General features: G+C 64.8%; 24 protein-coding genes. 21 read left to right on the top strand and 3 right to left on the bottom strand.

Going from position 1 to position 25,979, the window contains the following annotated elements; genetic code table 11:
• The first annotated feature begins 214 nt into the window (after nucleotides 1-214).
• Complete coding sequence (locus QA639_RS36380) at nucleotides 215-739, top strand: DUF992 domain-containing protein (RefSeq protein WP_028336065.1); 525 nt, start codon at nucleotides 215-217, stop codon at nucleotides 737-739.
• A 322-nt stretch (nucleotides 740-1,061) separates the two neighbouring features.
• Complete coding sequence (locus QA639_RS36375; RefSeq protein ID WP_028336066.1) at nucleotides 1,062-1,544, top strand: DUF992 domain-containing protein; 483 nt, start codon at nucleotides 1,062-1,064, stop codon at nucleotides 1,542-1,544.
• A gap of 56 nt (nucleotides 1,545-1,600) precedes the next feature.
• Here QA639_RS36375 and QA639_RS36370 read toward each other — a convergent pair whose 3' ends face one another.
• Nucleotides 1,601-2,533 carry an alpha/beta fold hydrolase gene (locus QA639_RS36370; RefSeq protein ID WP_157348474.1) on the bottom strand — a complete coding sequence of 311 codons (933 nt, stop codon included), beginning with the start codon at nucleotides 2,531-2,533 and terminating at the stop codon, nucleotides 1,601-1,603.
• A 124-nt stretch (nucleotides 2,534-2,657) separates the two neighbouring features.
• Here QA639_RS36370 and QA639_RS36365 point away from each other — a divergent pair, with 124 nt between their 5' ends.
• From QA639_RS36365 to QA639_RS36340, 6 genes are all read left to right on the top strand, one after another.
• On the top strand, nucleotides 2,658-3,572 hold the full coding sequence (locus QA639_RS36365; protein ID WP_028336068.1) for a LysR substrate-binding domain-containing protein: 915 nt from the start codon (nucleotides 2,658-2,660) through the stop codon (nucleotides 3,570-3,572).
• Between the two features lie 159 nt (nucleotides 3,573-3,731).
• Nucleotides 3,732-5,780 (top strand): elongation factor G, encoded by a 2,049-nt coding sequence (locus QA639_RS36360; protein WP_028336069.1) that lies wholly within the window; start codon nucleotides 3,732-3,734, stop codon nucleotides 5,778-5,780.
• A gap of 183 nt (nucleotides 5,781-5,963) precedes the next feature.
• The gene (locus tag QA639_RS36355) at nucleotides 5,964-6,605 is read left to right on the top strand and encodes a YoaK family protein (RefSeq protein WP_028336070.1); all 642 of its coding nucleotides are present in this window, start codon (nucleotides 5,964-5,966) and stop codon (nucleotides 6,603-6,605) included.
• 31 nt (nucleotides 6,606-6,636) lie between these two features.
• Nucleotides 6,637-7,479 carry a shikimate dehydrogenase gene (locus QA639_RS36350; protein ID WP_028336071.1) on the top strand — a complete coding sequence of 281 codons (843 nt, stop codon included), beginning with the start codon at nucleotides 6,637-6,639 and terminating at the stop codon, nucleotides 7,477-7,479.
• A gap of 117 nt (nucleotides 7,480-7,596) precedes the next feature.
• Nucleotides 7,597-8,175, top strand: coding sequence for a hypothetical protein (locus QA639_RS36345; protein ID WP_194295382.1), 579 nt, complete (start codon nucleotides 7,597-7,599; stop codon nucleotides 8,173-8,175).
• A gap of 294 nt (nucleotides 8,176-8,469) precedes the next feature.
• Nucleotides 8,470-9,078 carry a single stranded DNA-binding domain-containing protein gene (locus QA639_RS36340; protein WP_028336073.1) on the top strand — a complete coding sequence of 203 codons (609 nt, stop codon included), beginning with the start codon at nucleotides 8,470-8,472 and terminating at the stop codon, nucleotides 9,076-9,078.
• A gap of 177 nt (nucleotides 9,079-9,255) precedes the next feature.
• Here the strand turns inward: QA639_RS36340 and QA639_RS36335 are convergent, their stop codons facing one another.
• Nucleotides 9,256-10,392, bottom strand: coding sequence for an alpha-hydroxy acid oxidase (locus QA639_RS36335; protein WP_028333518.1), 1,137 nt, complete (start codon nucleotides 10,390-10,392; stop codon nucleotides 9,256-9,258).
• Between the two features lie 142 nt (nucleotides 10,393-10,534).
• On the opposite strand from QA639_RS36335, the gene QA639_RS36330 reads away from it, so the two are divergent.
• The 11 genes from QA639_RS36330 (at nucleotide 10,535) to QA639_RS36280 (ending at nucleotide 21,999) form a co-directional block, all read left to right on the top strand.
• Nucleotides 10,535-10,708 (top strand): hypothetical protein, encoded by a 174-nt coding sequence (locus QA639_RS36330; protein ID WP_167350366.1) that lies wholly within the window; start codon nucleotides 10,535-10,537, stop codon nucleotides 10,706-10,708.
• Nucleotides 10,709-10,924: 216 nt separating this feature from the next.
• A complete protein-coding gene (gene glmM / locus QA639_RS36325) occupies nucleotides 10,925-12,271 on the top strand; it encodes a phosphoglucosamine mutase (protein ID WP_016846677.1) in 1,347 nt (448 codons plus the stop codon).
• A gap of 208 nt (nucleotides 12,272-12,479) precedes the next feature.
• Nucleotides 12,480-13,736 carry an MFS transporter gene (locus QA639_RS36320; protein ID WP_157348473.1) on the top strand — a complete coding sequence of 419 codons (1,257 nt, stop codon included), beginning with the start codon at nucleotides 12,480-12,482 and terminating at the stop codon, nucleotides 13,734-13,736.
• Nucleotides 13,737-14,036: 300 nt separating this feature from the next.
• Nucleotides 14,037-14,885, top strand: a complete 849-nt coding sequence (locus QA639_RS36315) for an outer membrane protein (protein WP_198400324.1) — start codon at nucleotides 14,037-14,039, stop codon at nucleotides 14,883-14,885.
• Nucleotides 14,886-15,076: 191 nt separating this feature from the next.
• Complete coding sequence (locus tag QA639_RS36310) at nucleotides 15,077-15,961, top strand: outer membrane protein (RefSeq protein ID WP_244481690.1); 885 nt, start codon at nucleotides 15,077-15,079, stop codon at nucleotides 15,959-15,961.
• An 81-nt stretch (nucleotides 15,962-16,042) separates the two neighbouring features.
• Nucleotides 16,043-16,633: a glutathione S-transferase family protein gene (locus tag QA639_RS36305; RefSeq protein ID WP_244978832.1), complete on the top strand. Its 591-nt coding sequence runs from the start codon at nucleotides 16,043-16,045 to the stop codon at nucleotides 16,631-16,633.
• A gap of 18 nt (nucleotides 16,634-16,651) precedes the next feature.
• Complete coding sequence (locus tag QA639_RS36300) at nucleotides 16,652-17,128, top strand: GNAT family N-acetyltransferase (protein WP_028333513.1); 477 nt, start codon at nucleotides 16,652-16,654, stop codon at nucleotides 17,126-17,128.
• Between the two features lie 168 nt (nucleotides 17,129-17,296).
• Nucleotides 17,297-17,509, top strand: coding sequence for a hypothetical protein (locus QA639_RS36295; protein ID WP_028333512.1), 213 nt, complete (start codon nucleotides 17,297-17,299; stop codon nucleotides 17,507-17,509).
• Nucleotides 17,510-17,587: 78 nt separating this feature from the next.
• Nucleotides 17,588-18,760: a phosphoserine transaminase gene (locus QA639_RS36290; RefSeq protein WP_283088562.1), complete on the top strand. Its 1,173-nt coding sequence runs from the start codon at nucleotides 17,588-17,590 to the stop codon at nucleotides 18,758-18,760.
• A gap of 210 nt (nucleotides 18,761-18,970) precedes the next feature.
• Nucleotides 18,971-20,560 (top strand): phosphoglycerate dehydrogenase, encoded by a 1,590-nt coding sequence (gene serA, locus QA639_RS36285; RefSeq protein ID WP_050382772.1) that lies wholly within the window; start codon nucleotides 18,971-18,973, stop codon nucleotides 20,558-20,560.
• A gap of 266 nt (nucleotides 20,561-20,826) precedes the next feature.
• Nucleotides 20,827-21,999 carry a thiolase family protein gene (locus tag QA639_RS36280; protein WP_050382770.1) on the top strand — a complete coding sequence of 391 codons (1,173 nt, stop codon included), beginning with the start codon at nucleotides 20,827-20,829 and terminating at the stop codon, nucleotides 21,997-21,999.
• Between the two features lie 73 nt (nucleotides 22,000-22,072).
• Here QA639_RS36280 and QA639_RS36275 read toward each other — a convergent pair whose 3' ends face one another.
• Complete coding sequence (locus tag QA639_RS36275) at nucleotides 22,073-22,531, bottom strand: MarR family winged helix-turn-helix transcriptional regulator (RefSeq protein WP_283088561.1); 459 nt, start codon at nucleotides 22,529-22,531, stop codon at nucleotides 22,073-22,075.
• 82 nt (nucleotides 22,532-22,613) lie between these two features.
• Between QA639_RS36275 and QA639_RS36270 the strand changes: the two genes are divergently transcribed.
• Together QA639_RS36270 and QA639_RS36265 are read left to right on the top strand one after the other, a co-directional pair.
• Nucleotides 22,614-24,047 (top strand): MFS transporter, encoded by a 1,434-nt coding sequence (locus QA639_RS36270; protein ID WP_283088560.1) that lies wholly within the window; start codon nucleotides 22,614-22,616, stop codon nucleotides 24,045-24,047.
• A 178-nt stretch (nucleotides 24,048-24,225) separates the two neighbouring features.
• Entirely contained in the window at nucleotides 24,226-25,899 is a 1,674-nt protein-coding gene (locus QA639_RS36265) for a mucoidy inhibitor MuiA family protein (RefSeq protein WP_157348469.1), read from the top strand.
• Nucleotides 25,900-25,979: the final 80 nt, after the last annotated feature.

Below are 25,979 nucleotides of genomic sequence, written 5' to 3'. Positions count from 1 at the left end.
ACCTGGTGCGGGAGCGTTTTTGTTTGTGCGCTGAAATCGCGCCGGTAGATTCGACGAGTCAAATCACATCCTGCTCACCTCACGCGCGTGTGTGCGAACATCGATGCCACACGCGGGAAGTTTTTACGGCGTCTTTGCGCACTGCCTTGTTTTGGACACGAGCCTTCCTTCCTGTCCGCCGCGCAAATTCAGTTCACCTTGCGGAGACAGTTCAATGCGACTTTCGACCCTCACCCTTGCAGCGCTTGCGTTACTGGCGCCGTTCGCCACCGCCAACGCGGCGCCTCAGGTTCAAGCCGGGGTCCTGCAATGCCAGGGCGGCGAGAATGTCGGCTTCGTTGTCGGCTCTGTCGCGCGCCTCGAATGCGTGTTTCAGAGCGGCGGCCGTCGGCCCGAACCCTATGTTGCGACCGTGAAGCGGATCGGCGTCGACCTCGGCGTCACCGCGACGACCCAGCTCGCCTGGGCCGTGAGCGCGCCGACCACCCAGCTCCCGCGCGGTGCGCTGGCCGGCAGCTACGGCGGCGTCGGCGTCAATGCTTCGGTCGGCCTCGGTGCCGGCGGTAACTTCCTGTTCGGCGGTCCGAACAACGCCTATGCGCTGCAGCCGGTCAGCGTGCAGGGCCAGACCGGCCTCAACGTTGCGGCCGGCATCGCCGGGATCGATCTCGAGCCGGTCGCCTACGGCGGTCCGCGCCGTCATCATCGTCACCACCGTCATCATCACCACCACCACTAGATTTTGTTTTGACGCGTTTTCTTCACGCGAACCGGTATCCACTTCGCTCGAAAACGCTCTAAGCTGGTCGGTGTTCGATCAAAGAGGCCCGCGAAAGCGGGCCTCTTTTTTGTTGTCTGTTGTTTGCTGTCCGTTGCTCGATCAGTCGTCAGGCCCGGGAGGAACATAGCAGCGCCGCAACATCTCCTGACAATCGGTGGCCGGGCACCGCAAATTCTGGCTGGACGTTCGATGTTGTGGCATAGGATGCGAACGGCGCCGCAGACACGGCGCCGTTCTGTTCTCTGCTCGCGTCATGCCTCACAGCCGGAGACTCACCACCATGCGTCGCTTCACTCTCCTCGCCGGTGCTGCCATTGCCACGCTGACCGCGATCGTTGGCGCCAGCGCCCAACAGCCGATCCAGCGCGTGCAGGTCGGCGTCCTTGAATGCCGCGGTGGCGCGAGCGTCGGCTTCATCGTCGGTTCCGTGACCCATCTCGGTTGCGTGCTGCGCGCCAATGGTCTGCCTGAGGATCGCTACATCGCGACCATCCAGAAGGTCGGCATCGATCTCGGCATCACCCAGGAATCGGCGCTGGCCTGGGGCGTCTACGCACCGGTGGAGCGGCTCGGGCCGGGTGCGCTCTCCGGCAATTATGCCGGCGCGCAGGGCAGCGCGACGCTCGGTGTCGGCGTCGGCGGCAACGTGCTGGTCGGCGGCTCCGACAACACGATCGCCCTGCAGCCGCTCAGCGTGCAGGGCCAGGTCGGCATCAACATCGCCGCCGGCCTCGAAAGCCTGGAGCTGCGTCCGGGCCGCTAAAGCCGTCTAAGCATGATGTTATCGGAAAACCGCTTCGCACTTTTCCGGATCATGCTCTAACGCGCGTCCGCGCGGTTGATCAGCTTGCCGAAGAAGCCGCTTGCTTCTTCGGCAACGATCCCGGGCGCCTCGGCGTGAACATAGTGCCCGGTTTCGACGAACCTGATCGAAGGTTCGCTCCAATAGTCTTTCAACCTGTCCGACCATTCGGGCGCGATCAACGGATCGCGGCGGCCCCAGAGAAAGCGCGAGGGCACGTCGATGCGCGGCTGCGCCGGCAGCTTGCCTTCCAGCCAGAGCCGGCGATTAGGCGCGGACGAGAGATACCAGTCGAACCCGCCCTGGATGTTGCCCGGCTTCATGAAGTTGTCGACATAGGCTTCCAGCAGCTCGCCGAACACCGCGGGATCGTCGCCCGACCAGTGGTCGAGGAAATGCCGGAAGTAGAGCCGGCATGACTCGCGCGAGCTTCCGACCAATTGCGCGGCCCATGGCAGCTGCTGGAAGTATTGATACCAGACCTCGATCAGGTGACCGGGCTGGCCGTAGCGATGCCCGAGGCCCGGATAGGGCGTGCAGAGATAGAGCGTGCCGGTCAGCCGCTGCGGCTGACGATGCGACATCGCCTGCATGACATAGGCGCCAAGATCGCCGCCGATCACGCCGAAGCGGTCATGACCGAGCGCGTCCATGACGGCAAACATATCCAGCGCGTGACGCTCCGCGGTGGCCGACGCATCGGGCCCCGGTGTCGGCTTGCCGGTGTCGCCGCAGCCGCGCAAGTCGGGCGCGATCAGTTCAAAACTGTCGCCGAGGCGCAGCATCAGCGGGCGCCACACCAGCCAGAACTCCGGCCAGCCGTGAAGCAGGAGCAGCGGCGGCCCTTTGCCGAAGCGCGCGACGTTGACGCGCAGGCCGCCGATATCGATCTTCTGTTGTGTGATGCCTGCCGCGGCTGCTTCCGCGAAGGCTTTTTCCAGCGCCGTCATGGGGACTCCCTGTGCTTTGCCGCAGGCTGTCCGCGTTCGCGCGTCCGGTCCAATACTTGTTCGATACGGTTGCAGAGCTATTGCGTATGACTGACGGTACCCGCCGCCGTGCTATACCGACGGCATGGAATTGCGACATCTCAGATATTTCGTGGCGCTCGGCGAGGAATTGAATTTCACCCGCGCGGCCGAGCGGCTGCACATCGCGCAACCGCCGCTGAGCCAGCAGATCCGTCAGCTCGAGGACGAACTCGGCGTGACGTTGCTGCAGCGGAATAGCCGTCCTGTCAGGCTCACCGAGGCGGGCGAGCTGCTGCTTGCGCGCGCCCGCTCCCTGCTCGCAAACTTCGAGGCCGCGGTTGCGGACACGCGGCGCGTCGGGCGCGGACAGGCCGGCAAGCTAGCGATCGGATTCGTCGGCTCCGCGATGTTCGCCGGTCTGCCCGATATCATAGGCAGCTATCGCGACGCCTGTCCCGACGTCGAGCTCGTGCTTGACGAGATGCTGGCGGCCGAGATTGCCGAAGCGCTGCGGCGACGCCGGATCGATGTCGGCTTCGCACGCCCGGCGCTATTGCCGGAGGCGGGTCTTGCCCAGCGCCTGATCCTGGAGGAGCCCTATGTCGCGGCGTTGCCGCGCGCACATCCGCTTGCCGAGAGGGACGACATTGCGCTTGCCGAATTGTCCGATGATGCCTTCGTGCTCTATCCGGCGCGGCCGGAGCCTTCGGTCACCGGCCTGATCGTCGCCGCGTGCCAGGCCGCCGGTTTCACGCCGCGGCTCGCGCAGGAGGTGCTGCATCTGCAAACGGCGATCGGCCTGATCGCCGCCGGCGTCGGTGTGTCGCTCGTTCCGGAGGCCGCGGCACGCGCGCAGACCGGTCGCGGCGTGGCTTACATCGCGCTCGCCGCGCCGGCGGTGTCGGCTCCGCTCACGATTGCGTGGCGCGATGAAGATGTCTCGCCCGCCGTGCAGCGTCTGCTCGACCTTGCGATACGTTGGCGCGAGATTGCTCCGGGACTTGCACGAAGGAACTGACGCAGCGGACGCAATTGTCCGGACGAAGGCTCGGAATTGCAAACTTCCGCGACGCCGCACCGCAGCGACGTTTTCCTGCTTGCCAAACGCCAAACGCAGGCAGAGCATAAACGGTCGCCGACCCAATCATGGGCCGAGCTCCAAAACGAGGAGGCGGCAATGGGACAAGACGTCAGAAGTCCCCGAGGTCCACGATGCATCGCATTGGTGGGCCCTTTCCAAAGCGGTAAAACCACACTTCTGGAAGCGATCCTGGCGCGCACTGGCGCCATCAAGACTGCCGGCAGCGTCGATGCCGGAACCTCCGTCGGCGATGCCAGCCCCGAGGCGCGTCAGCACAAGATGGGCGTAGGCCTGACCGCCGCCACCACCACCTTTATGGGGGACAGCTACACCTTTATCGATTGTCCCGGCTCGATCGAATTCGCGCACGATATGCGTGCAGCGTTGCCGGCGGTCGATGCCGCGGTCGTGGTCTGCGAAGCCGATGAGAAGAAGCTGCCGCAGCTGCAGATCATCCTGCGCGAGCTCGAGGAGCTCGGAATTCCCCGTTTCCTGTTCCTGAACAAGATCGACCGCGCCAACAAGCGCGTCCGCGAGACGCTTGCGACGCTGCAGCCGGCATCGCGCGTGCCGCTGGTGCTGCGCCAGATCCCGATCTGGAACGGCGATCTGATCGAAGGCTTTGTCGATCTCGCGCTGGAGCGCGCCTTCGTCTATCGCGAGCACAAGCCGTCGGAAGTGATGGCGCTCGAGGGCGGCAATCTCGATCGCGAGAAGGAAGCGCGCTTCTCGATGCTGGAGAAGCTTGCCGACCATGACGACGCGCTGATGGAGCAATTGCTGGAGGATATCCAGCCGCCGCGCGATGCCGTGTTCGACGATCTCGCCCGCGAACTGCGCGAAGGGCAGATTTGTCCGGTGCTGCTCGGCGCCGCGAGCCGCGAGAACGGCGTGCTGCGCCTGATGAAGGCGCTGCGCCATGAGGCGCCCGGCGTTGCCGAGACCGCCAATCGGCTCGGCATCAAGGATCAGAAGGATGCGCTGGCCTACGTGTTCAAGACCGTGCACTTGCAGCATGGCGGCAAGCTGTCGCTGGCGCGCGTGCTTGCGGGCCGGCTCGACGACGGCGCGACGCTGCAATCTTCGAGCGGCGAGAGCGGACGCGTCTCAGGCATCCTCGCGGTCTCGGGCGGGCATGACAGCAAGCGGCCGCAGGCCGAGGCCGGCGACACTGTCGCGCTCGGCAAGCTCGATGCGATCAAGACCGGGGATACGGTCTCGAGCGGCAAGACGGCGCCGGCCTCGCTGGTCAAGGTCGAGCCGGCCGCGGCCGTGCTGTCGATCTCGATTGCCGCGACCGACCGCAAGGACGATGTCAAGCTCGGCCAGGCGCTGCTGCGGCTGAACGAGGAAGATCCCTCGCTGACGATGATCCAGAACCCGCGCACCCACGACACCGTGCTGTGGGGGCAGGGCGAGATGCATCTGCGCGTGGCGCAGGAGCGGCTGAAGGACCGCTACGGCGTCAACGTCAAATCGCATCCGCCGGCAATCGGCTACCAGGAGACCATCCGCAAACCGATCACCCAGCGCGGCCGGCACAAGAAGCAGTCCGGCGGCCACGGCCAGTTCGGCGACGTCGTGCTCGACATCAAGCCGAAGCCGCGCGGGTCAGGCTTTGAATTCCACGAGAAAGTGGTCGGCGGCGCGGTGCCGCGCAACTATATCGGCGCGGTGGAAGAGGGCGTCGTCGACGCATTGGCGCGCGGCCCGCTCGGCTTTCCCGTGATCGACGTCGACGTCACGCTGACCGACGGCTCCTATCACAGCGTCGACTCGTCCGATCTCGCGTTCCGCACCGCGGCGCGGATCGGGGTCAGCGAGGGGTTGCCGCAGTGCCAGCCGGTGCTGCTGGAGCCGATCCATATGGTCGAGATCGTCTGTCCGACCGATGCCACCGCCAAGATCAACGCGATCCTGTCGGCGCGCCGCGGCCAGATCCTCGGCTTCGACACCCGCGAGGGCTGGATCGGCTGGGATTGCGTCCGCGCCACGATGCCGGAATCCGAGATCGGCGACCTGATCGTCGAGCTGCGCTCCGCCACCGCCGGCGCCGGCACCTTCACCCGCCAGTTCGACCGCATGGCCGAAGTGACGGGCCGCGCCGCCGACCAGATCATCGCCGCGCATCGCGACGCGGCCTGATGGCACTCCGTCATTCCGGGGCGATGCGTTAGCATCGAACCCGGAATCTCGAGATTCCGGGTCTGGTCCTTCGGACCATCCCGGAATGACGGACGAGGCCGCTTTGCTTCGCTCCCTTCCTTCCCAAACCGACTGCTTTCATGAACATTGCCGTTCTGAACACCGGGAGCGATTCCCACCGTCATGCTTGAATCCCGCCGTAACCTGGCGCTGGCCTGCGCGCTCAGCGCAATGGCCGGCTATGTCGACGGCATCGGCTATCTGCATCTCGGCGGGCTGTTCGTGTCCTTCATGAGCGGCAACTCGACGCGGCTTGGCGTGACACTGGCCGAGGGGCATTGGCAGCACGCCCTGGAAGCGCTGGAGCTGATCGTGCTGTTCGTCGCCGGTGCCGCAGCCGGTAGCCTGATCGTGCTCAGCGCGCTGGCGCATCGCCAGCCCCTGCTCCTGCTGGTCGAGGCGTGGCTGCTCACGGCGGCGGCGGTGGCCTATGCCTATGGCCTGCCGAACGCCGCGGTCGCCGCCATCGTGCTGGCGATGGGGCTCGAGAACGCTGTATTCCAGCTCGAAGGCGGGGCCGGGCTCGGCCTCACCTATGTCACCGGGGCGCTGGTGAAGGCCGGTCAGCTGATCGCCGCCGCGCTCACCGGCGGCGCGGGCTGGGCCTGGCTGCCGAACCTGCTGCTGTGGGCGGCGCTGGTCGCGGGCGCGCTCGCCGGCGCGCTGGCCTATGGCTGGATCAACCTCGCCGCGATCTGGTTCGCCGCCGCCGCCGCGTTCGCCCTCAGCGCGCTGGTTGCCGCAACCGCGAAGCGGACGGATTGACAGCGCGCCTGCCTTAGCCGATGTCACCATCATGACGTCCTCAAGCAAAACCCGCGCCGCGTGCCTGATCGGCTGGCCCGCCGCGCATTCCCGCTCGCCGTTGATCCATCATTACTGGCTGCGCACGCTCGGCATCGAGGGCGGCTATGTGATCGAGGCGGTGCCGCCGGAGGATTTCAAGGATTTCCTGTTTCGCCTGTCGCTGCGGGGCTTCGTCGGCGCCAATGTCACCATTCCGCACAAGGAGCGCGCGCTGGCGCTGTCGGCACCGGACGAGCGCGCCCGTGCCGTCGGCGCCGCCAACACGCTGTGGTTCGCCGATGGCGAGTTGCGCTCGACCAACACCGATGTCGAAGGCTTCATCAACAATCTCGACGCCTGCGCGCCCGGCTGGGACAAGACGGAGGACGCGCTGGTGCTCGGCGCCGGCGGCGCGGCCCGTGCGGTGGTGTTCGGCCTGATCGAGCGCGGCATCGCGCGCGTGCATCTGGTCAACCGCAGCATCGATCGCGCCCGTGCGCTGGCCGGGCAATTCGGCGCGCGGGTTCATCCCGCGACCTGGGACAAGGTCGGCGAGCTGCTGCCGCGCGCCGGCCTGCTGGTGAATACCACCTCGCTCGGCATGCATGGTCAGCCCGTGCTCGAGATCGATGTCGGCCTGCTGCCGCAACACGCGGTCGTTTCCGATCTCGTCTATGTGCCGCTGGTGACGCCGCTGCTTGCGGCGGCAGAGGCGCGTGGTCTGAAGACCGCCGATGGACTAGGCATGCTGCTGCATCAGGCGGTGCGCGGTTTCGAATTGTGGTTCGGACAGCGTCCGCAGGTCACGCCGGAACTGCGTGCGCTTGTTGAGGCCGATCTCACAAAGACTTGAGGCCTGGAATAGCATCTCCGGAACGGGGTCTGGTGTTAGTCCGCCCGCGTTCCCTCCCGGAGATCAATTATGCCTGCCAGCCGCTCCCATCTCATTCGGCCGTTCATTGCGCTCGCGATGGTGACGGTGTCCACGCTCTACGCGCTCGCGCAGCAACCGCCGACGCCGACGCGGGTGCGTGGAACCGTCGAGAGCGTCGACGGCGATACGCTGGCGGTGAAGTCGCGCAGCGGCGAGGACGTCAAGCTGCACATGGCAGGCAATATGGTGGTGCTCGGTCTCACCAAGATCGCGCTGTCCGACATCAAGGTCGGTTCCTTCATCGGCACGACCACCGTGCCCGGCCCCGACGGCACGCCGAAGGCGGTCGAGGTGCATGTCTTTCCGGAGAACATGCGCGGCACCGGCGAAGGGTCGCGGCCCTACGATCTGAAACCGAACAGCAGCATGACCAATGCGACCGTTGCGCAATCCGTCGTCAGCAATGACGGCCACACATTGCTGGTCAAATACAAGGACGGCGAGAAGAAGGTGGAGGTCGCACCCGATACGCCGGTCGTGACCTATGTTCCCGGCGACAAGGCCGACCTGAAGGCCGGCGCCAAGGTCATCGCTTTCATGAAGAAACTGCCGGACGGCTCGCTTGAAACCGATCGCGTCAGCGTCGGCCGCGACGGCCTTACGCCGCCGATGTGACGCACAATGTCATCCCGGGGCGATGCGAAGCGTCGAACCTCAATTCGCAATTGCGAATTGTGGGATCTCGAGATTCCGGGTCTGGTTCTTCGGACCATCCCGGAATGACGATGTGAACGGGCTACATCAGAACATGCGAGCGCATCACCTGTCCGTTATCGCAGTAACAGTCCCCTCGTCCGGCGCGTCGTTGTCGTGCGAGCCGTCGCTTCCGCGAGGAAGTTGTGGCTTGCACGGAATACCACCAATTCCCCGGTGTTCCTTCATCCGCCAGCCCAACCCATGAGGGACACCATGCCGAAATCGCCGCTGTTCGCCGCATTGCTTCTTGTTGCCTTTGCCTCGGCTGCATCCGCGCAGCAGCTGCCGACGGTGCGCATCCGCGGCACCATCGAGGCCGTCGACGGCGCGATGCTGTCGATCAAGTCGCGCGACGGCGCCGACATGAAGGTGCGGACCACCGACAGCGTCGCGGTGTTCGGCGTCGCCAAGACCGATCTGTCGGAGATCAAGCCCGGTTCCTATATCGGCGTCACCGCGATGCCCGAGCCCGACGGAACGCAGAAGGCGATCGCGGTTCACATCTTCCCGGAGAACCAGCGCGGCGCCGCCGAAGGCTTCCGCCCGTGGGACCTGCGCGCCAATTCGACCATGACCAACGCCACCGTCGCCGAGACCGTGAAGGGCACCGACGGCCAGAACATCACGGTGAAGTACAAGGACGGCGAGAAGAAAGTCGTGGTGCCGCCGGGCACCCCGGTCGTCACCTTCGTCGCCGGCGACAAGTCGGAGCTGAAGCCGGGCGCCAAGATCATCATCTTCGGTGCGGTGAAGAAGGACGACGGCACGCTGGAAGCCAACCGCGTCAACGTCGGCCGCGACGGGATCGCGCCGCCGATGTGATGCTGAACAGGCTCCGCTGTCGTCCCTGCGAAAGCAGGGACCCATAACCACAGGGTTGAGTTGTTGAAGCGCGCTGTCGCCCGCAGCGCTGCGAAACGACGGCCATCGGTGGTTATGGGTCCCGGGTCGCGCTTCGCTTGCCCGGGACGACGTGTTGAGAGAGGCTGCCGCTCCGCGCTAAACCGCCAGCACGTGATCGTCGATCTCGGCGATGGTGTTGACGCCGCACAGCCCCATCGTGGTGGTGAGCTCTTTGCCCAGGATATCGATCGCCTTGGCGACGCCTTCCTGGCCGCCGGCGCCGAGGCCGTAGGCATAGGCGCGGCCGATCATGCAGGACTTCGCGCCGAGCGCCAGCGCCCGCATCACGTCCATGCCGGTGCGGATGCCGCCGTCGAACATGATCTCGACCTTCGACCCGACCTCGTCGACGATCTCCGGCAGCACCTCGATCGAGGACGGCGCGCCGTCGAGCTGGCGGCCGCCATGGTTGGAAACCACGATCGCCTGCGCGCCGGTCTTGGCGGCGAGCTCGGCGTCCTCGACATCGAGAATCCCTTTAAGGATCAGCTTGCCCGGCCAGATACTGCGGATCCAGTCGATGTCCTTCCAGTTCAGCGAGGTGTCGAACTGCGAGGCGGTCCATTCCGACAGCTTCGTCAGATCCTCGGTGCCTTTGACGTGGCCGGCAATGTTGCCGAAGGTGCGGCGCTTGCCTTGCAGCACGCCTGACACCCAGGCGGGCTTGGTCGCGAAGTCGATCAGCTTCGACAGCGACCATTCCGGCGGCACCGTCATGCCGTTCTTGATGTCCTGGTGGCGCTGGCCGATCACCTGCAGGTCGACGGTCAACACCAGCGCCGAGCATTTCGCGGCGATCGCGCGCTCGATCAGCGACTTGATGAAGCCGCGGTCCTTCATGACGTAGAGCTGGAACCAGAACGGCTTGTCGACGGCGGCCGCGATGTCCTCGATCGAGCAGATCGACATCGTGCTCTGGGTGAAGGGAATGCCGGCCGCCTGCGCGGCGCGGCAGGCATAGATCTCGCCGTCGCCGTGCTGCATGCCGAGCAGGCCGACCGGCGCCAGGATCAGCGGCATGGCCGCCGGCTCGCCGAGGATCGTGGTTGCCAGGGTGCGCTTGGACACATCGACCAGGATGCGTTGGCGGAACTTGATCTGCTGCAGATCTTCCGAATTCGCGCGCAGCGTGTCCTCGGTGTAGGAGCCGCGGTCCGCATAATCGAAAAACGCCTTCGGCACCCGGCGCTTGTGCAGCTGGCGCAGGTCTTCGATGCAGGTAATGTGCTTCATGGACGGTCCCGGCCCTTCTTCTGTGTCGCAAGTTCGATGTCGCGAGCCTTGTTTTAGGCAGCAAGTCTTGCGGGTGTTCGATCTTGCCGTCATCTAGCATGGATGGGGGAGCTGCCAAATCGAAGACGGATGGGAGAGCGCGATGACCCAATCAGGCTCCAAGCCGAAAGCAGACGAGAGCGCCGAAAAGCGTCGGCTCGACGAGGCCCTGGAGGAGGGGCTGGAGGAGACGTTTCCGGGTTCCGACCCGGTCAATGTCACCCAGCCGGCCCCCAGCAAGGGCGACCAGCACGTCAAGCGCAACGGCAAAGGGTAGGGGACGACGTTCGTTACCCAGGTTGCCGAAAGAGTAATAATGTTATATCTTTCAGTGCCTTAATGTCGAAGCACGGGGTTTAGCCCCGGTAATGATTCATCATATTTTTTGAAGTCCTTTTAGCGCCTGGCAGTCTATAAGGCCGATGCACGCTAGACTGGTAGGCGTTCAGGACTCTCTCGCCGGGTGGTTCGAGAGGTCCGTGTTGGGGGTTACATGAGCCGCAAATATTTCGGGACCGATGGAATTCGGGGCCGCGCCAATGGGCTGATCACGCCGGAGCTCGCGCTCAAGGTGGGACAGGCCGCGGGATTGGTGTTTCAGCGTGGCGACCATCGCCATCGCGTCGTGATCGGCAAGGACACGCGGCTGTCCGGCTACATGATCGAATACGCCATGGTCGCGGGTTTCACGTCGGTCGGGATGGACGTGCTGCTGGTCGGCCCGATGCCGACCCCGGCGATCGCGATGCTCACCAAGTCGATGCGCGCCGATCTCGGCGTCATGATCTCGGCATCGCATAATCTTTTCGAAGACAACGGCATCAAGCTGTTCGGCCCACAGGGCTTCAAGCTGTCCGACGATGTCGAGAAGCAGATCGAGCAGCTGCTCGACGAATCGCTCGACCGCCGCCTGGCGCAGAGCGCGAGCCTCGGCCGCGCCCGCCGCATCGACGGCGTCCATGACCGCTACATCGAATTCGCCAAGCGCACGCTGCCGCGCGATCTCTCGCTCGACGGCCTGCGCGTCGTGGTCGATTGCGCCAATGGCGCCGCCTACAAGGTGGTGCCGGAAGCGCTGTGGGAGCTCGGCGCCGACGTGGTGCCGATCGGGGTCGAACCCGACGGTTTCAACATCAACAAGGAATGCGGCTCCACCTCGCCGGAAGCGCTGTCGCGGAAGGTGCGCGAGATGCGCGCCGACATCGGCATCGCGCTCGACGGCGATGCCGATCGCGTCATCCTGGTCGACGAGCGCGGCCACATCGTCGACGGCGACCAGCTGCTCGCGGTGATCGCGCAGAGCTGGAAGGAGGAGGGGCGCCTCGCCAAGCCCGGCATCGTCACGACCGTGATGTCCAATCTCGGGCTGGAGCGCTTCCTGCAGGGTCTCGGGCTGCAGATGGTCCGCACGCCGGTCGGCGACCGCTATGTGCTCGAGCAGATGCTGAGCGGCGGCTACAATCTCGGCGGCGAGCCGTCGGGCCACATCATCATGTCGGACTATTCGACCACCGGCGACGGTTTCGTCGCGGCGCTGCAGGTGCTGGCGGTGGTGCAGAAGCTGCGCCGCCCGGTGTCGGAGATCTGCCGGCGTTTCGACCCATTGCCGCAGATCCTGAAGAACGTGCGCTATCGCAGCGGCAAGCCGCTCGACGACGCCGAGGTCAAGTCCGCGATCACCGACGGTGAGAAGCGCCTCAACGGCCATGGTCGTCTGTTGATCCGCCCCTCCGGCACCGAGCCGGTGATCCGCGTCATGGGCGAGGGCGACGATCGCATCCTGGTGGAAGAGGTCGTCGACAACATCGTCAGCGCACTCGGCCACGCCGCCGCGGCGTAGGACTGCTGATTCTCCAGGGCGTAGCTGCCGATTCCGTCATCCCCGCGCAGAGGCGGAGCCTTTGCGCGGGGATGACGGAGATGGATCTTGATTCAGCATCGCTGACCCACAGCGCATCGCAGCCATCGGCTAGCGCAACTGGTCCGCCTCACCTCCGCGTCGTACGACACGGAGGTATTTTTCTGCGAATCCGTCCGGGAATGCTGCATTGAACAAGCCCGTCGTAAGCGAAGAGGCACTGGGCGAGCCGGTGCTGGTGCCGGAGTTGACGGCTGCGCAGGCTGCGAAAGCGGCCGTGGCGGGGCCGGCCTATGTCGTGCTTGCCGGCATCAGCTTCTCGCACTTCCTCAACGACACGATGCAGTCGCTGATCGCTTCGGTCTATCCGATCCTGAAGGACAATTACGCGCTCGACTTCGCGCAGATCGGCATGATCACGCTGGCGTTCCAGTTCACGGCGTCGCTGCTGCAGCCGCTGGTCGGGCATTTCACCGACAAGAAGGCGCAGCCGTTCTCGCTTGCGATCGGCATGGGCTTCACCTTCTTCGGGCTGTTGCTGCTCAGCGTTGCGCACACCTATGGCGTCATCCTGATCGCGGCTTCGCTGGTCGGCCTTGGCTCCGCGGTGTTCCACCCGGAATCGTCGCGCATCGCGCGGCTGGCGTCAGGCGGACGTTACGGTTTCGCGCAATCGGTGTTCCAGCTCGGCGGCAGTTTCGGCACCTCGATGGGACCGGTGCTCGCAGCACTGATCGTGGTGCCGTTCGGCCAGCCCTCGATCGCCTGGTTCTCCTCGATCGCGTTCCTCGCCATCGTGATCCTCTGGCGCATCGGCGTCTGGTACAAGCCGCAGATATCGGGCAAGAAGGCGGCCGCCATCGCGCGGCATCCCGACCATCCGGATCAGCGGCGCGTGAAGATCGCGCTCATCGTGCTGGTCGCGCTGCTGTTCTCCAAGCAGCTCTATGTCTCGAGCCTGTCGAGCTATTACATCTTCTATCTGATCGACCGGTTCGGCGTCTCGACACAGGCGGCGCAGCTCTATCTGTTCATCTTCCTTGCCGCCAATGCCGCGGGCGCCTTCATCGGCGGTCCGCTCGGCGACCGCTTCGGCCGCAAATACGTGATCTGGTTCTCGATCCTCGGCGCGCTGCCGTTCACGCTGGCGCTGCCCTATGCCGGCCTGTTCGCGAGCGCCGTACTGACGGTCGTGATCGGCTTGATCATCTCGTCGGCGACGTCGGCGATCATCGTGTTCGCGCAGGAATTGATGCCGCATCGCTTCGGCATGATCTCCGGCGTGTTCTTCGGCGTCGCGTTCGGGATCGGCGGTCTCGGCGCCGCCGTGCTCGGCAAGCTCGCCGACCACACCTCGATCGCCTTCGTCTACCAGCTGTGCTCCTTCCTGCCGGCGATCGGCCTGCTCGCGGTGTTCCTGCCGAAGATGCCGAACGCCGTGCGCTGAGCGCCCGGCCGCAGACGCGGTATCCGCATTAAGCATTCGCTAACACATGCGGCTCGCATGCCCTGCGACCGGCGCGCATGCGTCAACGCTTCTTTAGCACTGTGGCGGGATCGCGATGTTTCGCCGCCTCCTGCGCCATTTTATGGACCCATAAGCGACAGCCGCAGAAAAAGGTGAGAGAAAATCAACCTTAAAAATTAGGGTTAAGTGCCGCTTAAACATTTCCTGCCATCGTCCGGGCCGTGAGTTTCAGACGTGGGGCTTTCGTGTCGCCTCACTTGGCCCAAAAGGACGAAGCCAATGCGTAGCGTAAAGACCCTGATTGCCGCCGGTGCGGCATCTCTGTTGTCCTCGGCGGCGTTCGCCGCCGACATGCCCATCATGCCGCCACCTCCGATGGCGTATGCTCCTCCGCCGGTCCAGGATTTCGGCGGCTGGTATCTGCGCGGCGACATCGGCATGACCAACACCCAGGCCAAGCTGCACGTCAACGCCTACGACACACTGCCGGCCGGCACCGCCTTCAACCAGTATGGCCACGGCTTCGACGGCGGCGTGCTCTACGGCATCGGCGTCGGCTATCAGTTCAACAACTGGTTCCGCGCCGACATCACCGGTGAGTATCGCTCGAAGGTGAGCTTCAACGGCACCGATTTCTTCACGTTCCCCGGTCCCAGCCCGCTGAGCGACGCCTATCATGGCGGCATCCAGAGCTGGGTCGGCCTCGTCAACGTCTACGCTGATCTCGGCACCTGGGGCTGTTTGACCCCGTTTATCGGTGCCGGTGTCGGTGCCGCGACGATCAAGACCTCGGCCTTTTCCGACGTCGCGACGTTCCCGAGCGGGTCGGGCCTGACCAGCTCCTTCATCGCCGATGGCGCTACCAAGACCAACTTCGCCTGGGCGCTGCATGCCGGTGTCGCCTACAAGGTCACCAACAACTTCACGGTTGAACTGGCCTATCGCTACCTCGACATGGGCACTGCCGGCCACGGCCAAGGTCACTTCTTCGACGGCACGCCGGTCGGTCCCTCGAGCTTCCAGTACCGCGACATCACTTCGCAGGACGTGAAGCTCGGCGTGCGCTTCAACTTGCCCTGCTGCGACGTGCCGCCGCCGCCTCCGCCGCCGCTGATCCGCAAGGGCTGATAAGGGTTAATTTCCAGCCTTCATGGTTAACGATCGAAACGGCGCGGGACCATCCCGCGCCGTTTTTTCTTTGCCGCCTGATGTCGCGAGCTTCTGCAACTTGCGTGCTCGAAAACGGGCGGCGACAACGATTGGTTAAGGTTAACAGGCGATGATCAACGCGAAATCGGTGCGGTGGATGGAGCGTTGCAATGCGTAGGTTGGTGCTGGCGGCGATGATGATTGGAACGGTGACCGGCGCACAGGCTGCCGATCTGCCGGACTTTCCGATCCTGCGCGGCTCCTATGTCGATGCACCGAGCAGGAGCGGAAACTGGGAAGGATGGTATGTCGGCGGCCAGATCGGCTATACCTCCGGCGACATCGATTTCAGCCACGCGCCAAGCGCGATGACCTCCTTCATGCTGCGCGAGAGCGTTCTGGCCGACCCGGTTTCGGGTTGGGGCCTGCTGCCGAAGAACCATGCGCAGAGCAACGGATTCGGCGCGTTCGTCGGCCGCAACTGGCAATGGGACGACGTCGTGCTCGGCGTCGAGGCCAACTACAATTACCTGAACGGCCTCGAAAGTTCGGCGGGCGACTCGATGACGCGGCAGATCGTGAATCCCAAGGGCGAGACTCCTCCGAGCGGGCACACCTACACCTACAACACGACGTTGTCGGGGAGCGCCGCCTTGCAGGTCAAGGACGTCACGACCTTCCGTGGACGCGCCGGGTGGGCGGCGGGCAACTTCCTGCCTTACATGTTCGGCGGTGTTGCGGTGGGACGCATGTCCGTGTCGCGTTCGGCGACGGTGTCGTTTGACAAGTACGATGCCTGGGCCGAGACCCAGACGGTCGGCAACAACACCGTTACAATTCAGCATAACGACTACCTGGGCTCAGGCAGTGCCGCCCAGACGGAGCAGCGGGTGAACAACTATGCGGTCGGCTGGACCGCGGGCCTCGGGCTTGAATATTGCGTGGTCGGCGGGTTGTTTCTCCGCGGCGAGTGGGAATATGTGCGCTTCGCGGCGGTCAAGAATATCACCGTCGATATGAACAGCTTCCGGGTCGGCGCCGGCTACAAGTTCTGATCGCCGCTGCCGTAGCCGGCGACGGTTGACAGATCGGGGAGCGACTGCTGCTCTGTCGCCACACGGTCGGAGCGCGATCACATGAAAATCTACGGCGACGCCAATTCAGGCAACTGCCTGAAGGTGAAATGGGTGTGCGACAGGCTGGCGCTGCCGTACACATGGGTCGAGATCGACACCATGAAGGGCGGCAGCCGGACCGCGGAATTCCTCAAGCGAAACGGCTGGGGCCAGGTGCCGACGGTGGAGCTGGATGACGGCCGTACGCTGGCGCAATCCAACGCCATCATCCGCTATCTCGCGCGCGGCAGCGACCTGATCCCGAGCGATCCCTATCGCGCGGCGCAAATGGATGCCTGGATGTTCTGGGAGCAGAACAGCCACGAGCCTTATGTGGCCGTCTGCCGCTTTCAGGCCGTGTATCTCGGCAAGGCCATCTCGGAGATCGATCCGAACCTCGTCAAGCGCGGCTATGTCGCGCTCGATCATCTGGAGCGGCATCTGGCGGGCACGCAATTTTTGGTCGGAGACGCGTTCTCGCTCGCCGACGTTTCGCTGCTCGCCTATACCCGTGTCGCGGAGGATGGCGGCCTCGAACTCGCGCGCTATCCCGTGATCCGTCGCTGGATCGCCGACGCCGAGCGCGTGCTCGCGCTGCCGCCGGTCCGCTGACCTCAGGTGAATGCCGCCATGACTGAAGCTTCATCCATCACGATCCGCCGCGCTTGCCGCGAAGACGTCGCCGCCATCGTCGGCATGCTTGCGGACGATCCGCTCGGCAGTGCGCGCGAGCGGATCGAGGATCCGCTGCCGCAAAGCTATTACGAGGCCTTCGCGCGGGTCGAGTGCGATCCCAACCTGCAGCTCGTCGTCGCCGTCGACGGAGAGGGCGAAGGCGTCGTCGTCGGCTGTCTGCAGCTTGCGGTTCTGCCGGGCATCAGCTCGCAGGGCGGCTCGCGCGGCCTGCTCGAGGACGTTCGCGTTGCAAAGCATTGCCGCAGCCGTGGCATCGGCGAGAAGCTCGTCCAGTGGGCAGTCACGGAAGCGCGCGCGAGAGGCTGCATGCTCGTCGAGCTGCTGACGCATCAGACGCGGGTCGATGCGCAGCGCTTCTATGAACGTCTCGGGTTCGCACGCAGCCATGTGGGGATGACGATTCGCTTTTGAAACGCGCGCAAGAAGTTGTGCCATCTACCGGGCAATACCTGCGGCAGCGGATAGTCTGCGATCCGGTTAACAGGCAATAAACTAAGCCGACCTCCGTGATTTTACGGGCCGGAACGAGTCCGGTATGTCGGACGTCTCCCACGGGGCGACGGGCAACTGGGGATTGGAATGTCGGATTATTCGATCGTGCGGGTCGGCAACGAATACATCGTGCAGGCCGGCGAGAAGCGCATTCTGAAAGTATCGAGCCGGCGCAGGGCGGTTAAGATCATGACTCTGGCAGCAGATTTGCTCGATCAGGAGACAGTCCAGCAGGTCGAGGACGCCCCATCAATCAGCCGTGATGCCCGGATTGTTCCAGACGAGTCCGAACTTTCTTGACGTTTGGGTACCTTTCCACTATCCCCGACCGCGGGAAACCTCTCCCCACCGAGAGGCAGCTATCTGGAAGGGTAGATTATGACTGCAGCGAAGCCCGCTTCGCGGCCTGAAGTGCCGCATTTTTCTTCCGGCCCCTGTGCCAAGCGCCCCGGCTGGAACCCCAACAATCTCAAGGACGCCGCCCTCGGCCGCTCGCATCGCGCGAAAGTCGGCAAGGCCAAGCTCAAGCTCGCGATCGAACTGACGCGCGAAGTGCTTGAGGTGCCCGCCGATTACAAGATCGGCATCGTGCCGGCGTCGGATACCGGCGCGGTCGAGATGGCGCTGTGGTCGCTGCTCGGCGCGCGGCCCGTCACCACGCTCGCCTGGGAATCCTTCGGCGAGGGCTGGGTCAGCGATATCGTCAAGGAATTGAAGTTGAAGGACGTCACCAAGCTCAACGCGGCTTATGGTGAAATCCCCGATCTCGCCAAGGTCGATCCGAAGTCGGATATCGTCTTCACCTGGAACGGCACCACCTCGGGTGTGCGCGTGCCGAACGCCGACTGGATCAGCGCGGATCGCGAAGGCCTGACGATTTGCGACGCGACGTCGGCCGCCTTCGCGCAGCCGCTCGATTTCGCCAAGCTCGACGTCGTCACCTTCTCCTGGCAGAAGGCGCTCGGCGGTGAGGCCGCGCACGGGATGCTGATCCTGTCGCCGCGTGCGGTGGAACGGCTCGAGACCTACAAGCCGGCCTGGCCGCTGCCGAAGATCTTCCGCCTCACCAAGGGCGGCAAGCTCAACCAGGGCATCTTCGAAGGCGAGACCATCAACACGCCGTCGATGCTCTGCGTCGAGGACTATCTCGATGCGTTGAACTGGGCGAAGTCGATCGGCGGCCTGAAGGCGCTGATCGCCCGCGCCGATGCCAACACCAAGGCGCTCGCCGACTGGAAGGCGAAGACGCCGTGGATCGACTTCCTGGCCAAGGATCCTGCGATCCGCTCCAACACCTCGGTGTGCCTCAAGTTCACCGATCCCGCGATCACCTCGCTTCCTTCAGACGCACAGGCCGACTTCTGCAAGAAGCTGGTCGCGCTGGTTGAGAAGGAGAACGCCGGCTTCGACTTCGCGTATTACCGCGACGCGCCGGCCGGCCTGCGGATCTGGTGCGGCGCCACCGTCGAGGCAAAGGACGTCGAGCTGCTGACGCAGTGGATCGACTGGGCGTTTGCCGAGACTAAGGCAGCGTTGCCCAAGGCGGCATAAGTTTTCTCTTGTCACCTCTCCCCGTTCTTACGGGGAGAGGTCGGATCGCGCAGCGATCCGGGTGAGGGGCCCTTTCGGCTTGTTCCTCGCCCGTGGCTGCCCCTCACCCCAACCCTCTTCCCGCAAGAGCGGGGAGAAGGAGAAGTGATCAGAGACTTCACCAGATCGGTCCAGGAGACCCGCCCGCCGCAGGGCAAAGGAACAATCGAGATGACAAAACCCAAAGTTCTGATTTCCGACGCGCTGTCTCCCGCCGCCGTGCAGATCTTCAAGGATCGCGGCGTCGAGGTCGACTTCCAGCCTAACCTCGGCAAGGACAAGGAAAAGCTCGCCGAGATCATCGGCAATTACGACGGCCTCGCGATCCGCTCGGCCACCAAGGCGACCGCCAAGCTTATCGAGAAGGCGACGAGGCTCAAGGTGATCGGCCGCGCCGGCATCGGCGTCGACAATGTCGAGATTCCGGCCGCGACCGCCAAGGGCATCATCGTGATGAATACGCCGTTCGGCAATTCGATCACGACGGCCGAGCACGCGATCACGCTGATGCTGGCGCTGGCGCGCGAGATCCCGCAGGCCGACGCCTCGACCCAGGCCGGCAAGTGGGAGAAGAACCGCTTCATGGGCGTCGAAATCACCGCCAAGACCCTCGGCGTGATCGGCTGCGGCAATATCGGCACGATCGTCGCCGACCGCGCGCTCGGCCTGCGCATGAAGGTGATCGCGTTCGATCCGTTCCTGTCGCCGGAGCGCGCCAAGGACATCGGCGTCGAGAAGGTCGAGCTCGACGATCTCTTGAAGCGCGCCGATTTCATCACGCTGCACACGCCGCTGACCGAGAAGACCCGCAACGTGATCGATGCGGCCGCGATCGCCAAGATGAAGAAGGGCGTTCGCATCATCAACTGTGCTCGTGGCGGCCTGGTCGACGAGCAGGCGCTGGTCGACGCGCTGAATTCGAAGCATGTCGCGGGCGCCGCCTTCGACGTGTTCGTCGAGGAGCCGGCGACCTCGAACGTGCTGTTCGGCCATCCCAACGTGATCTGCACCCCGCATCTCGGCGCCTCCACCACCGAGGCGCAGGAAAACGTCGCGCTGCAGGTCGCCGAGCAGATGTCGGATTATCTGTTGTCGGGCGCGATCTCGAACGCGGTCAACTTCCCCTCGATCACGGCGGAAGAGGCGCCGAAGCTGAGGCCGTTCATCGAGCTTGCCGAGAAGCTCGGCTCGTTCGCCGGCCAGCTCACCGAGAGCGGCATCCTCAAGACAGAGATCACCTATGAGGGCCACGTCGCCGAGATGAAGATCAAGGCGATCACCTCGGCGGTGCTGTCGGGCCTGCTGCGGCCGATGCTGGGTGAGGTCAACGTGGTCTCGGCGCCGGTCGTCGCCAAGGAGCGCGGCATGGTGGTGGACGAGGTCGTCCGCGCCGCGCAGAGCGACTATGAAAGCCTGATCACGGTCACCGTCACCACCGAGCGTCAGGAGCGTTCGGTGTCCGGCACCGTCTACGCCGACGGCAAGCCGCGTCTCGTCGACATCAAGGGCATCCGCGTCGACGCCGAGTTCGGCAAGTCGATGATCTACGTGACCAACGAGGACAAGCCGGGCTTCATCGGCGCGTTCGCGAGCCTCTTGGGTGATGCGAAAATCAACATCGCGACCTTCCATCTCGGCCGCGTCAAGCAGGGCGGCGACGCCATTGCGCTGGTCGAGGTCGACGGCGCGGTGCCGGCGGAACTGCTCGCCAAGGTACAGACGCTGCCGCAGGTGAAGCAGGCCAAGGCACTGACATTCTGAGCCACTGACGTTCTGAGCCGCCGACGTTTTAGGGCGCCGATGTTTTAAACGTTGTTTGAGCGGTTCTCGTCGTCCCCGGAACGTGACGAACAAGATACCGCTCAAGCATATCCAAATTCCGATCTGCGGAACATGACGCCGTCTCCGGTCCCGGAGGCGGCGTTTGTCGTTCCGGGGCGTCCGGTATTGCTGTTGCGCCCGACGAAAAATGTGTACGAACGGGCCACGACGCGCCACAATGACCGTCATCTCAGAGGGAGAAAACAATGCGTGAAGCCGTAATCGTTTCCTACGCGCGCACCGGCCTGGCAAAGTCCGGCCGTGGCGGATTCAACATCACCCCGCCGATGTCGCTCGCCGCGCACGCCATCAAGCACGCGGTCGACCGCGCCGGCGTCGACAAGGAATATGTCGAGGACTGCTATCTCGGCAATTGCGCGCACGGCGCGCCGAACATCGGCCGCCAGGCGGCGCTGCTCGCCGGCCTGCCGAAATCGACCGCCGGCGTCTCGGTCAATCGCTTCTGCTCGTCCGGCCTGCAGACCATCGCGATGGCCGCCAACTCGATCCGTTCCGACGGCTCCGACTGCATCGTCGCCGGCGGCGTCGAGAGCATCTCGATTCCCGGCGGCGGCTCGCCGAAGGAATCGATCGATCCCGAGCTGCTCAAGACCGCGCCCGACATCTTCATGGCGATGATCGATACCGCCGACATCGTCGCCGAGCGCTACAAGCTTAGCCGCGAATACCAGGACGAGTATTCGCTGGAGTCGCAGCGCCGCATGGCGGCCGCGCAGCAGGCCAACAAGTTCAAGGACGAAATCGTCCCGATGAAGACCAAGATGAAGGTGGTCGACAAGGCGACCAAGGCCGAGTCGATCGTCGACTACGTGGTCGATCGCGACGAGTGCAACCGCCCCGAGACCACGCTGGAGGGCCTCGCCAAGCTCGAGCCGGTCAAGGGCCCGGGCAAGTTCATCACCGCCGGCAATGCCAGCCAGCTCTCCGACGGCGCCGCCGCCGTGGTGCTGATGGAAGCCAAGGACGCCGAGAAGCGCGGCCTCAATCCGCTCGGCCGCTTCGTCGCCTGGGCCTCGGCCGGCTGTGAGCCCGACGAGATGGGCATCGGTCCGGTCTTTGCGGTGCCGAAGCTGCTGAAGCGCCATGGCCTGAAGATCGACGACATCGATCTCTGGGAGCTCAATGAGGCGTTCGCCAGCCAGTGCCTCTATTCGCGCGACCAGCTCGGCATCGATCCCGAGAAGTACAACGTCAATGGCGGCTCGATCGCGATCGGCCATCCCTTCGGCATGACCGGCGCCCGCCTCACCGGGCACCTATTGCAGGAAGGTCGTCGCCGCAAGGCCAAGTGGGGCGTCGTGACCATGTGCATCGGCGGCGGCCAGGGCGGCGCCGGCCTGTTCGAGATCTACAGCTAAGCGCGATCGACACTGATCGTGTGCGAACGAGCGGCCCGGCGGCAACGCCGGGCCGCTTTTCTTTTGGAGCCGGCTAGCTCGCCGCTGAGCCGAGCGCGCGCTCGTCAAACTCGAGCGAGGCAATCAATTCGAGCGTCTGCCTGAGATCGGCGGCCTGCCTTGCGCCAAAGGCGGTTTCGAAATGCTCCTGCGCCTTGAGCCATGCGGCCTGTGATTCCTCGAGCCTGGCTTCGCCGCGCTTGGTGAGCCGCACCAGCCGGCTGCGCCGGTCGTTCTTGTCGACAATGATGGTCAACAGACCGTCGCGCTCGAGCGGTTTGAGGTTGTGGTTGAGCGCGGTGCGGTCGAGCACCAGGGCTGCGGCAAGCTCGCCCATCGTCGGCGCGCCCGACCGCCTGACATAGACCAGAATCGCCCGTTGCGTGCCGCGCAGGCCGGATGTCGCAAGGACCTGATCGTAAAGCTGCGACACCCGCCGCGTCGCCTTGCGCAACGCCGTGAGATTACACCGGCTGGGTTCCGTTTTCGCCATCGCTGCCTCCGATGGACTTGACAGATACATGCATATGCACCTAATGGCAATAGATGCATATGCACATATTTTGGAGGGTGTGATGTCGGAGGTAGAGGCGGAGACCATCGATCTGGTCGTCGAACCTGATGCGCGGCCGCGGTCCGGCGTCGCCACCGCAACCCCGCGCCAGGTGCTTGCGATCGTGTCGGTCGGCATTTGCCTCGCCAATCTCGATTTGTTCATCGTCAATGTCGGGCTGCCGAACATCGCGCAGGAATTTCGCGGCGCCTCGCTTGAAGATCTGTCCTGGATCCTCAATGCCTATGCCATCGCCTACGCGGCGTTGCTGGTGTTCTTCGGCCGGCTCGCCGAACGCCACAGCCGCAATCTCAGCTTCCTGCTCGGCGTCGCGCTGTTCACGGCCGCGTCAGCCGCATGTGCGCTGGCGTCCAGTGTCGAGTTCCTGGTCGTCTCCCGCGTGGCGCAGGCCGCCGGTGCGGCATTGATGACGCCGACCTCGATCGGCCTGCTGCTGGCATCATTTCCGCCCGAGCAGCGCGCCGGGGCGGTGCGCACCTGGACGGCGATCGGCGGCCTTGCCGCCGCACTGGGCCCGCTCGCGGGAGGCGTCCTGGTCACGTTCGACTGGCGCTGGATCTTCATCGTCAATGTCCCGATCGGCGTCGTCGCGCTGATCATCGGCTGGCTGAAATTGCCCGAAGTGCCCGGTCACGACGTGCCGCGCCCGAGTTCATGGGCGGCGCTGCTGGTGACCTCCGGCATCGGTGCGCTGACCTTTGCGATCGTGAAGGCGAACGATTGGGGATGGAGTTCGCGCGGCGTCGTGCTCGGCTTTGCCGTCGCGGCCGTCTCGCTCGCCGCCTTCGCGTGGCATTGCCTCAGATCGAGGAATCCCTTCGTCGATCCTGCACTGTTCGCGGTCAGGCCGTTCACCGGCGCGTCGCTGGTGATGGCGCCTTATTCGGCGGCCTTCGGCGCCATGCTGCTGTCCTGCGCGTTGTGGGAGCAGACGGTATGGGGCTGGTCGGCGTTGAAGACCGGCCTTGCAATCGCCCCCGGTCCGCTGATGGTGCCGATCACCTCGCTGTTGTTTGCCGGCCGGCTGATTGCGCGGTTTGGCGCCGCGGCCGTCGTCTCCGCCGGGATCGTGCTGTTCGCGGCCGGCCTCGCGATCTGGGCGACGCTGCTCGGGGCCGAACCCAATGCGCCTGCCGTCGTCGCGGGCGTGATGCTGATCGGTATCGGCGTCGGGCTGACCTTTCCGACCCTGATGGGCGTCGGCGCCGGCGCGCTGCCGCCGTCGTCGTTTGCCACCGGCTCGGGCGTCATCAACATGATCCGGCAGGCGGCACTGGCGATCGGCGTCGCGATCTTTGTCGCGATCCTTGCAACGCCGGTCTCGATGACCGAGCGGATCGCGGCGTTTCAGCGCGGCTGGTGGATCATGATCGCGATCACCTTGGCCGGCTTCGTGCCGAATTATCTGTTCATCCGGCGCAAGGCGGATCGCTAGAGCCCGAAGACATCGCCGCGCCATGCGGCAGCCGCTGCGGCGCCATCGTCGCGCCGCAGGGAAACCTCAATCGAACCAGTTCCTTCCTCGCCGCGTCTCACCACGAGAAACGACGCGCCCTCGAGCCCGGCGCGCCGTTCGTCTCGCGCGCGATGCGGCGTTTTTCCGGAGGGATGTCATGTGTAGGATTGCGAATTATCTTGTGACCACCAGCCTCGTGCTGGCGGGTGCGCTGGTTGCCGGGCCGCTGCATGCGGCCAATCTCGATGCAGTCTCGCAGGTCGATGCCGTGACCGTCTACCCCGATGGCGCGAGCGTCACCCGCGTCATCACGCTGGATCTGCCTGCCGGCGACAGCACGCTCATCGCCAGGGATTTCCCGATGGGGCTCGATCCGTCCTCGCTGCGGGTCGAGGGCGAGGGCGGAGCGAAGCTCACGATCGGCGCGATCGATACAAAGCTGCCGCAGCCCTTGCTGCCGCCAAATCTTTCCGAGATCGACAAGCGCATCGAGGCGCTTAACGATGAGCGCGCCGATTTGCAGGGGCTGATCAGCGCGGCCGAGGCGCGGCGCAAATTTGCCGAGCGCTTTGCCGAAGCGTCGCCCGCGGGTCTCGGCGAGAAGGGCGAGGCGCGTCCGCTCAGCGAGTGGCGTGCGGCGTTCTCGGCGGTGGCCGACGAGGTCGCAACCGCCGACAGCGCGATCCGTGACGCCGAGCGCAAGATCCGCGTGATCGACCGCGATCTTGCGCAGCTCGCAGCCGATCGCACGAGCAAGCCGCCGAGCAAGGTCGAGGTGCGGATCGACGTCGCCTCGCAGGCGGTGACCAAGGCGACCTTACGGGTCACCTATGCGGTTCCCAACGCCCGGTGGGTGCCGCTCTATGACGCCCGGCTCGACACCGGCGCCAGGGACCGCAAGCCCGCGATCGAGCTGGTGCGCCGCGCCGAGATCACCCAGTCGACCGGTGAGGATTGGTCGAACGTGGCGCTCGTCGTCTCCACCGTGCGGGTCGCGCGCGGCGGAAACGCGCCCGACCTCCGCTCGCTGATCGTGCAATATCCGCAACCGCCGCGGCCGCTGGCGAAGCTTTCGGGAGAGGCCAGCATGCGGTCGCGCGAGGCGCTGGCACCTGCGCCAGCCGCCGACGCGGTTCAGCAATTCCGCTTTGGTGGGGGACGCATGGACGAACTGGAAGCCACCGCCGAGGTCGGCGCCTTCCAGGCCACCTTCAATATCCCCGGCCGCGTCAGCGTTGCCGCCAATGAGGGCGCAAAGAGCCTGCGTATCTCGACGGCGACGATCACCCCCGATCTCGCGGTTCGCGCCGTTCCGGTGATCGACCCGACCGCTTTCCTGGAAGCGAGCTTCGTGCAGGCCGACGATGCGCCGTTGCTGCCGGGACAGGTCTCGATCTACCGCGACGGCATCTTTGTCGGCCGCAGCCGGATGGCCACCGCCGCCAAGGACGAGACCGTGCGGCTCGGTTTCGGCGCCGACGACAAGGTCAAGATCGAGCGTACGGTGGTGAAGCGCAACGAGGGCTCCGCCGGCCTGATCGTGACCACGTCGAAGACCGACGAGCGCGCCTTCAAGACCACGGTGCGCAACGGCCACGACTTCCCGATCAAGGTCGCGATCCAGGATCAGCTGCCGGTCAGCGAGAACGACGATATCGTGGTCGAGATGCTGCCGTCGTCGACGCCGGCGACGACGACCAATCTGCGCGACAAGCGCGGCGTACTGGAATGGGCGTTCGAGGCCAAGGCCGGCGAGGTCCGTGACATCAATTTCGCCTGGCGGATGCGCTGGCCCAAGGACAAGGGCGTCGTGATGGTGCCGGCGGGCTAGAGCCCGTGCCGGGCTCTAGCGTTGTTGCTTGACGCATTTTCTTCACGCGAACCGGAACCCACTTCGCTTGAAAACGCTAT

This window comes from Bradyrhizobium pachyrhizi (assembly GCF_029714545.1).
Classification (GTDB): domain Bacteria; phylum Pseudomonadota; class Alphaproteobacteria; order Rhizobiales; family Xanthobacteraceae; genus Bradyrhizobium; species Bradyrhizobium pachyrhizi.
This window is presented reverse-complemented; position numbering and strand designations above follow the sequence as displayed.

Bases quoted from the DNA above. Each gene is read 5' to 3' on its own strand.
- QA639_RS36335 (WP_028333518.1), bottom strand. From the start codon at position 10,392: ATGAAGCACATTACCTGCATCGAAGACCTGCGCCAGCTGCACAAGCGC.
- QA639_RS36275 (WP_283088561.1), bottom strand. From the start codon at position 22,531: ATGGCGAAAACGGAACCCAGCCGGTGTAATCTCACGGCGTTGCGCAAG.
- QA639_RS36350 (WP_028336071.1), top strand. From the start codon at position 6,637: ATGACGTCCTCAAGCAAAACCCGCGCCGCGTGCCTGATCGGCTGGCCC.
- QA639_RS36380 (WP_028336065.1), top strand. From the start codon at position 215: ATGCGACTTTCGACCCTCACCCTTGCAGCGCTTGCGTTACTGGCGCCG.
- QA639_RS36345 (WP_194295382.1), top strand. From the start codon at position 7,597: ATGGTGACGGTGTCCACGCTCTACGCGCTCGCGCAGCAACCGCCGACG.
- QA639_RS36265 (WP_157348469.1), top strand. From the start codon at position 24,226: ATGTGTAGGATTGCGAATTATCTTGTGACCACCAGCCTCGTGCTGGCG.
- glmM (WP_016846677.1), top strand. From the start codon at position 10,925: ATGAGCCGCAAATATTTCGGGACCGATGGAATTCGGGGCCGCGCCAAT.
- QA639_RS36355 (WP_028336070.1), top strand. From the start codon at position 5,964: ATGCTTGAATCCCGCCGTAACCTGGCGCTGGCCTGCGCGCTCAGCGCA.
- QA639_RS36365 (WP_028336068.1), top strand. From the start codon at position 2,658: ATGGAATTGCGACATCTCAGATATTTCGTGGCGCTCGGCGAGGAATTG.
- serA (WP_050382772.1), top strand. From the start codon at position 18,971: ATGACAAAACCCAAAGTTCTGATTTCCGACGCGCTGTCTCCCGCCGCC.
- QA639_RS36270 (WP_283088560.1), top strand. From the start codon at position 22,614: ATGTCGGAGGTAGAGGCGGAGACCATCGATCTGGTCGTCGAACCTGAT.
- QA639_RS36370 (WP_157348474.1), bottom strand. From the start codon at position 2,533: ATGACGGCGCTGGAAAAAGCCTTCGCGGAAGCAGCCGCGGCAGGCATC.
- QA639_RS36360 (WP_028336069.1), top strand. From the start codon at position 3,732: ATGGGACAAGACGTCAGAAGTCCCCGAGGTCCACGATGCATCGCATTG.
- QA639_RS36280 (WP_050382770.1), top strand. From the start codon at position 20,827: ATGCGTGAAGCCGTAATCGTTTCCTACGCGCGCACCGGCCTGGCAAAG.
- QA639_RS36310 (WP_244481690.1), top strand. From the start codon at position 15,077: ATGCGTAGGTTGGTGCTGGCGGCGATGATGATTGGAACGGTGACCGGC.
- QA639_RS36305 (WP_244978832.1), top strand. From the start codon at position 16,043: ATGAAAATCTACGGCGACGCCAATTCAGGCAACTGCCTGAAGGTGAAA.
- QA639_RS36340 (WP_028336073.1), top strand. From the start codon at position 8,470: ATGCCGAAATCGCCGCTGTTCGCCGCATTGCTTCTTGTTGCCTTTGCC.
- QA639_RS36295 (WP_028333512.1), top strand. From the start codon at position 17,297: ATGTCGGATTATTCGATCGTGCGGGTCGGCAACGAATACATCGTGCAG.
- QA639_RS36375 (WP_028336066.1), top strand. From the start codon at position 1,062: ATGCGTCGCTTCACTCTCCTCGCCGGTGCTGCCATTGCCACGCTGACC.
- QA639_RS36300 (WP_028333513.1), top strand. From the start codon at position 16,652: ATGACTGAAGCTTCATCCATCACGATCCGCCGCGCTTGCCGCGAAGAC.
- QA639_RS36315 (WP_198400324.1), top strand. From the start codon at position 14,037: ATGCGTAGCGTAAAGACCCTGATTGCCGCCGGTGCGGCATCTCTGTTG.
- QA639_RS36330 (WP_167350366.1), top strand. From the start codon at position 10,535: ATGACCCAATCAGGCTCCAAGCCGAAAGCAGACGAGAGCGCCGAAAAG.
- QA639_RS36290 (WP_283088562.1), top strand. From the start codon at position 17,588: ATGACTGCAGCGAAGCCCGCTTCGCGGCCTGAAGTGCCGCATTTTTCT.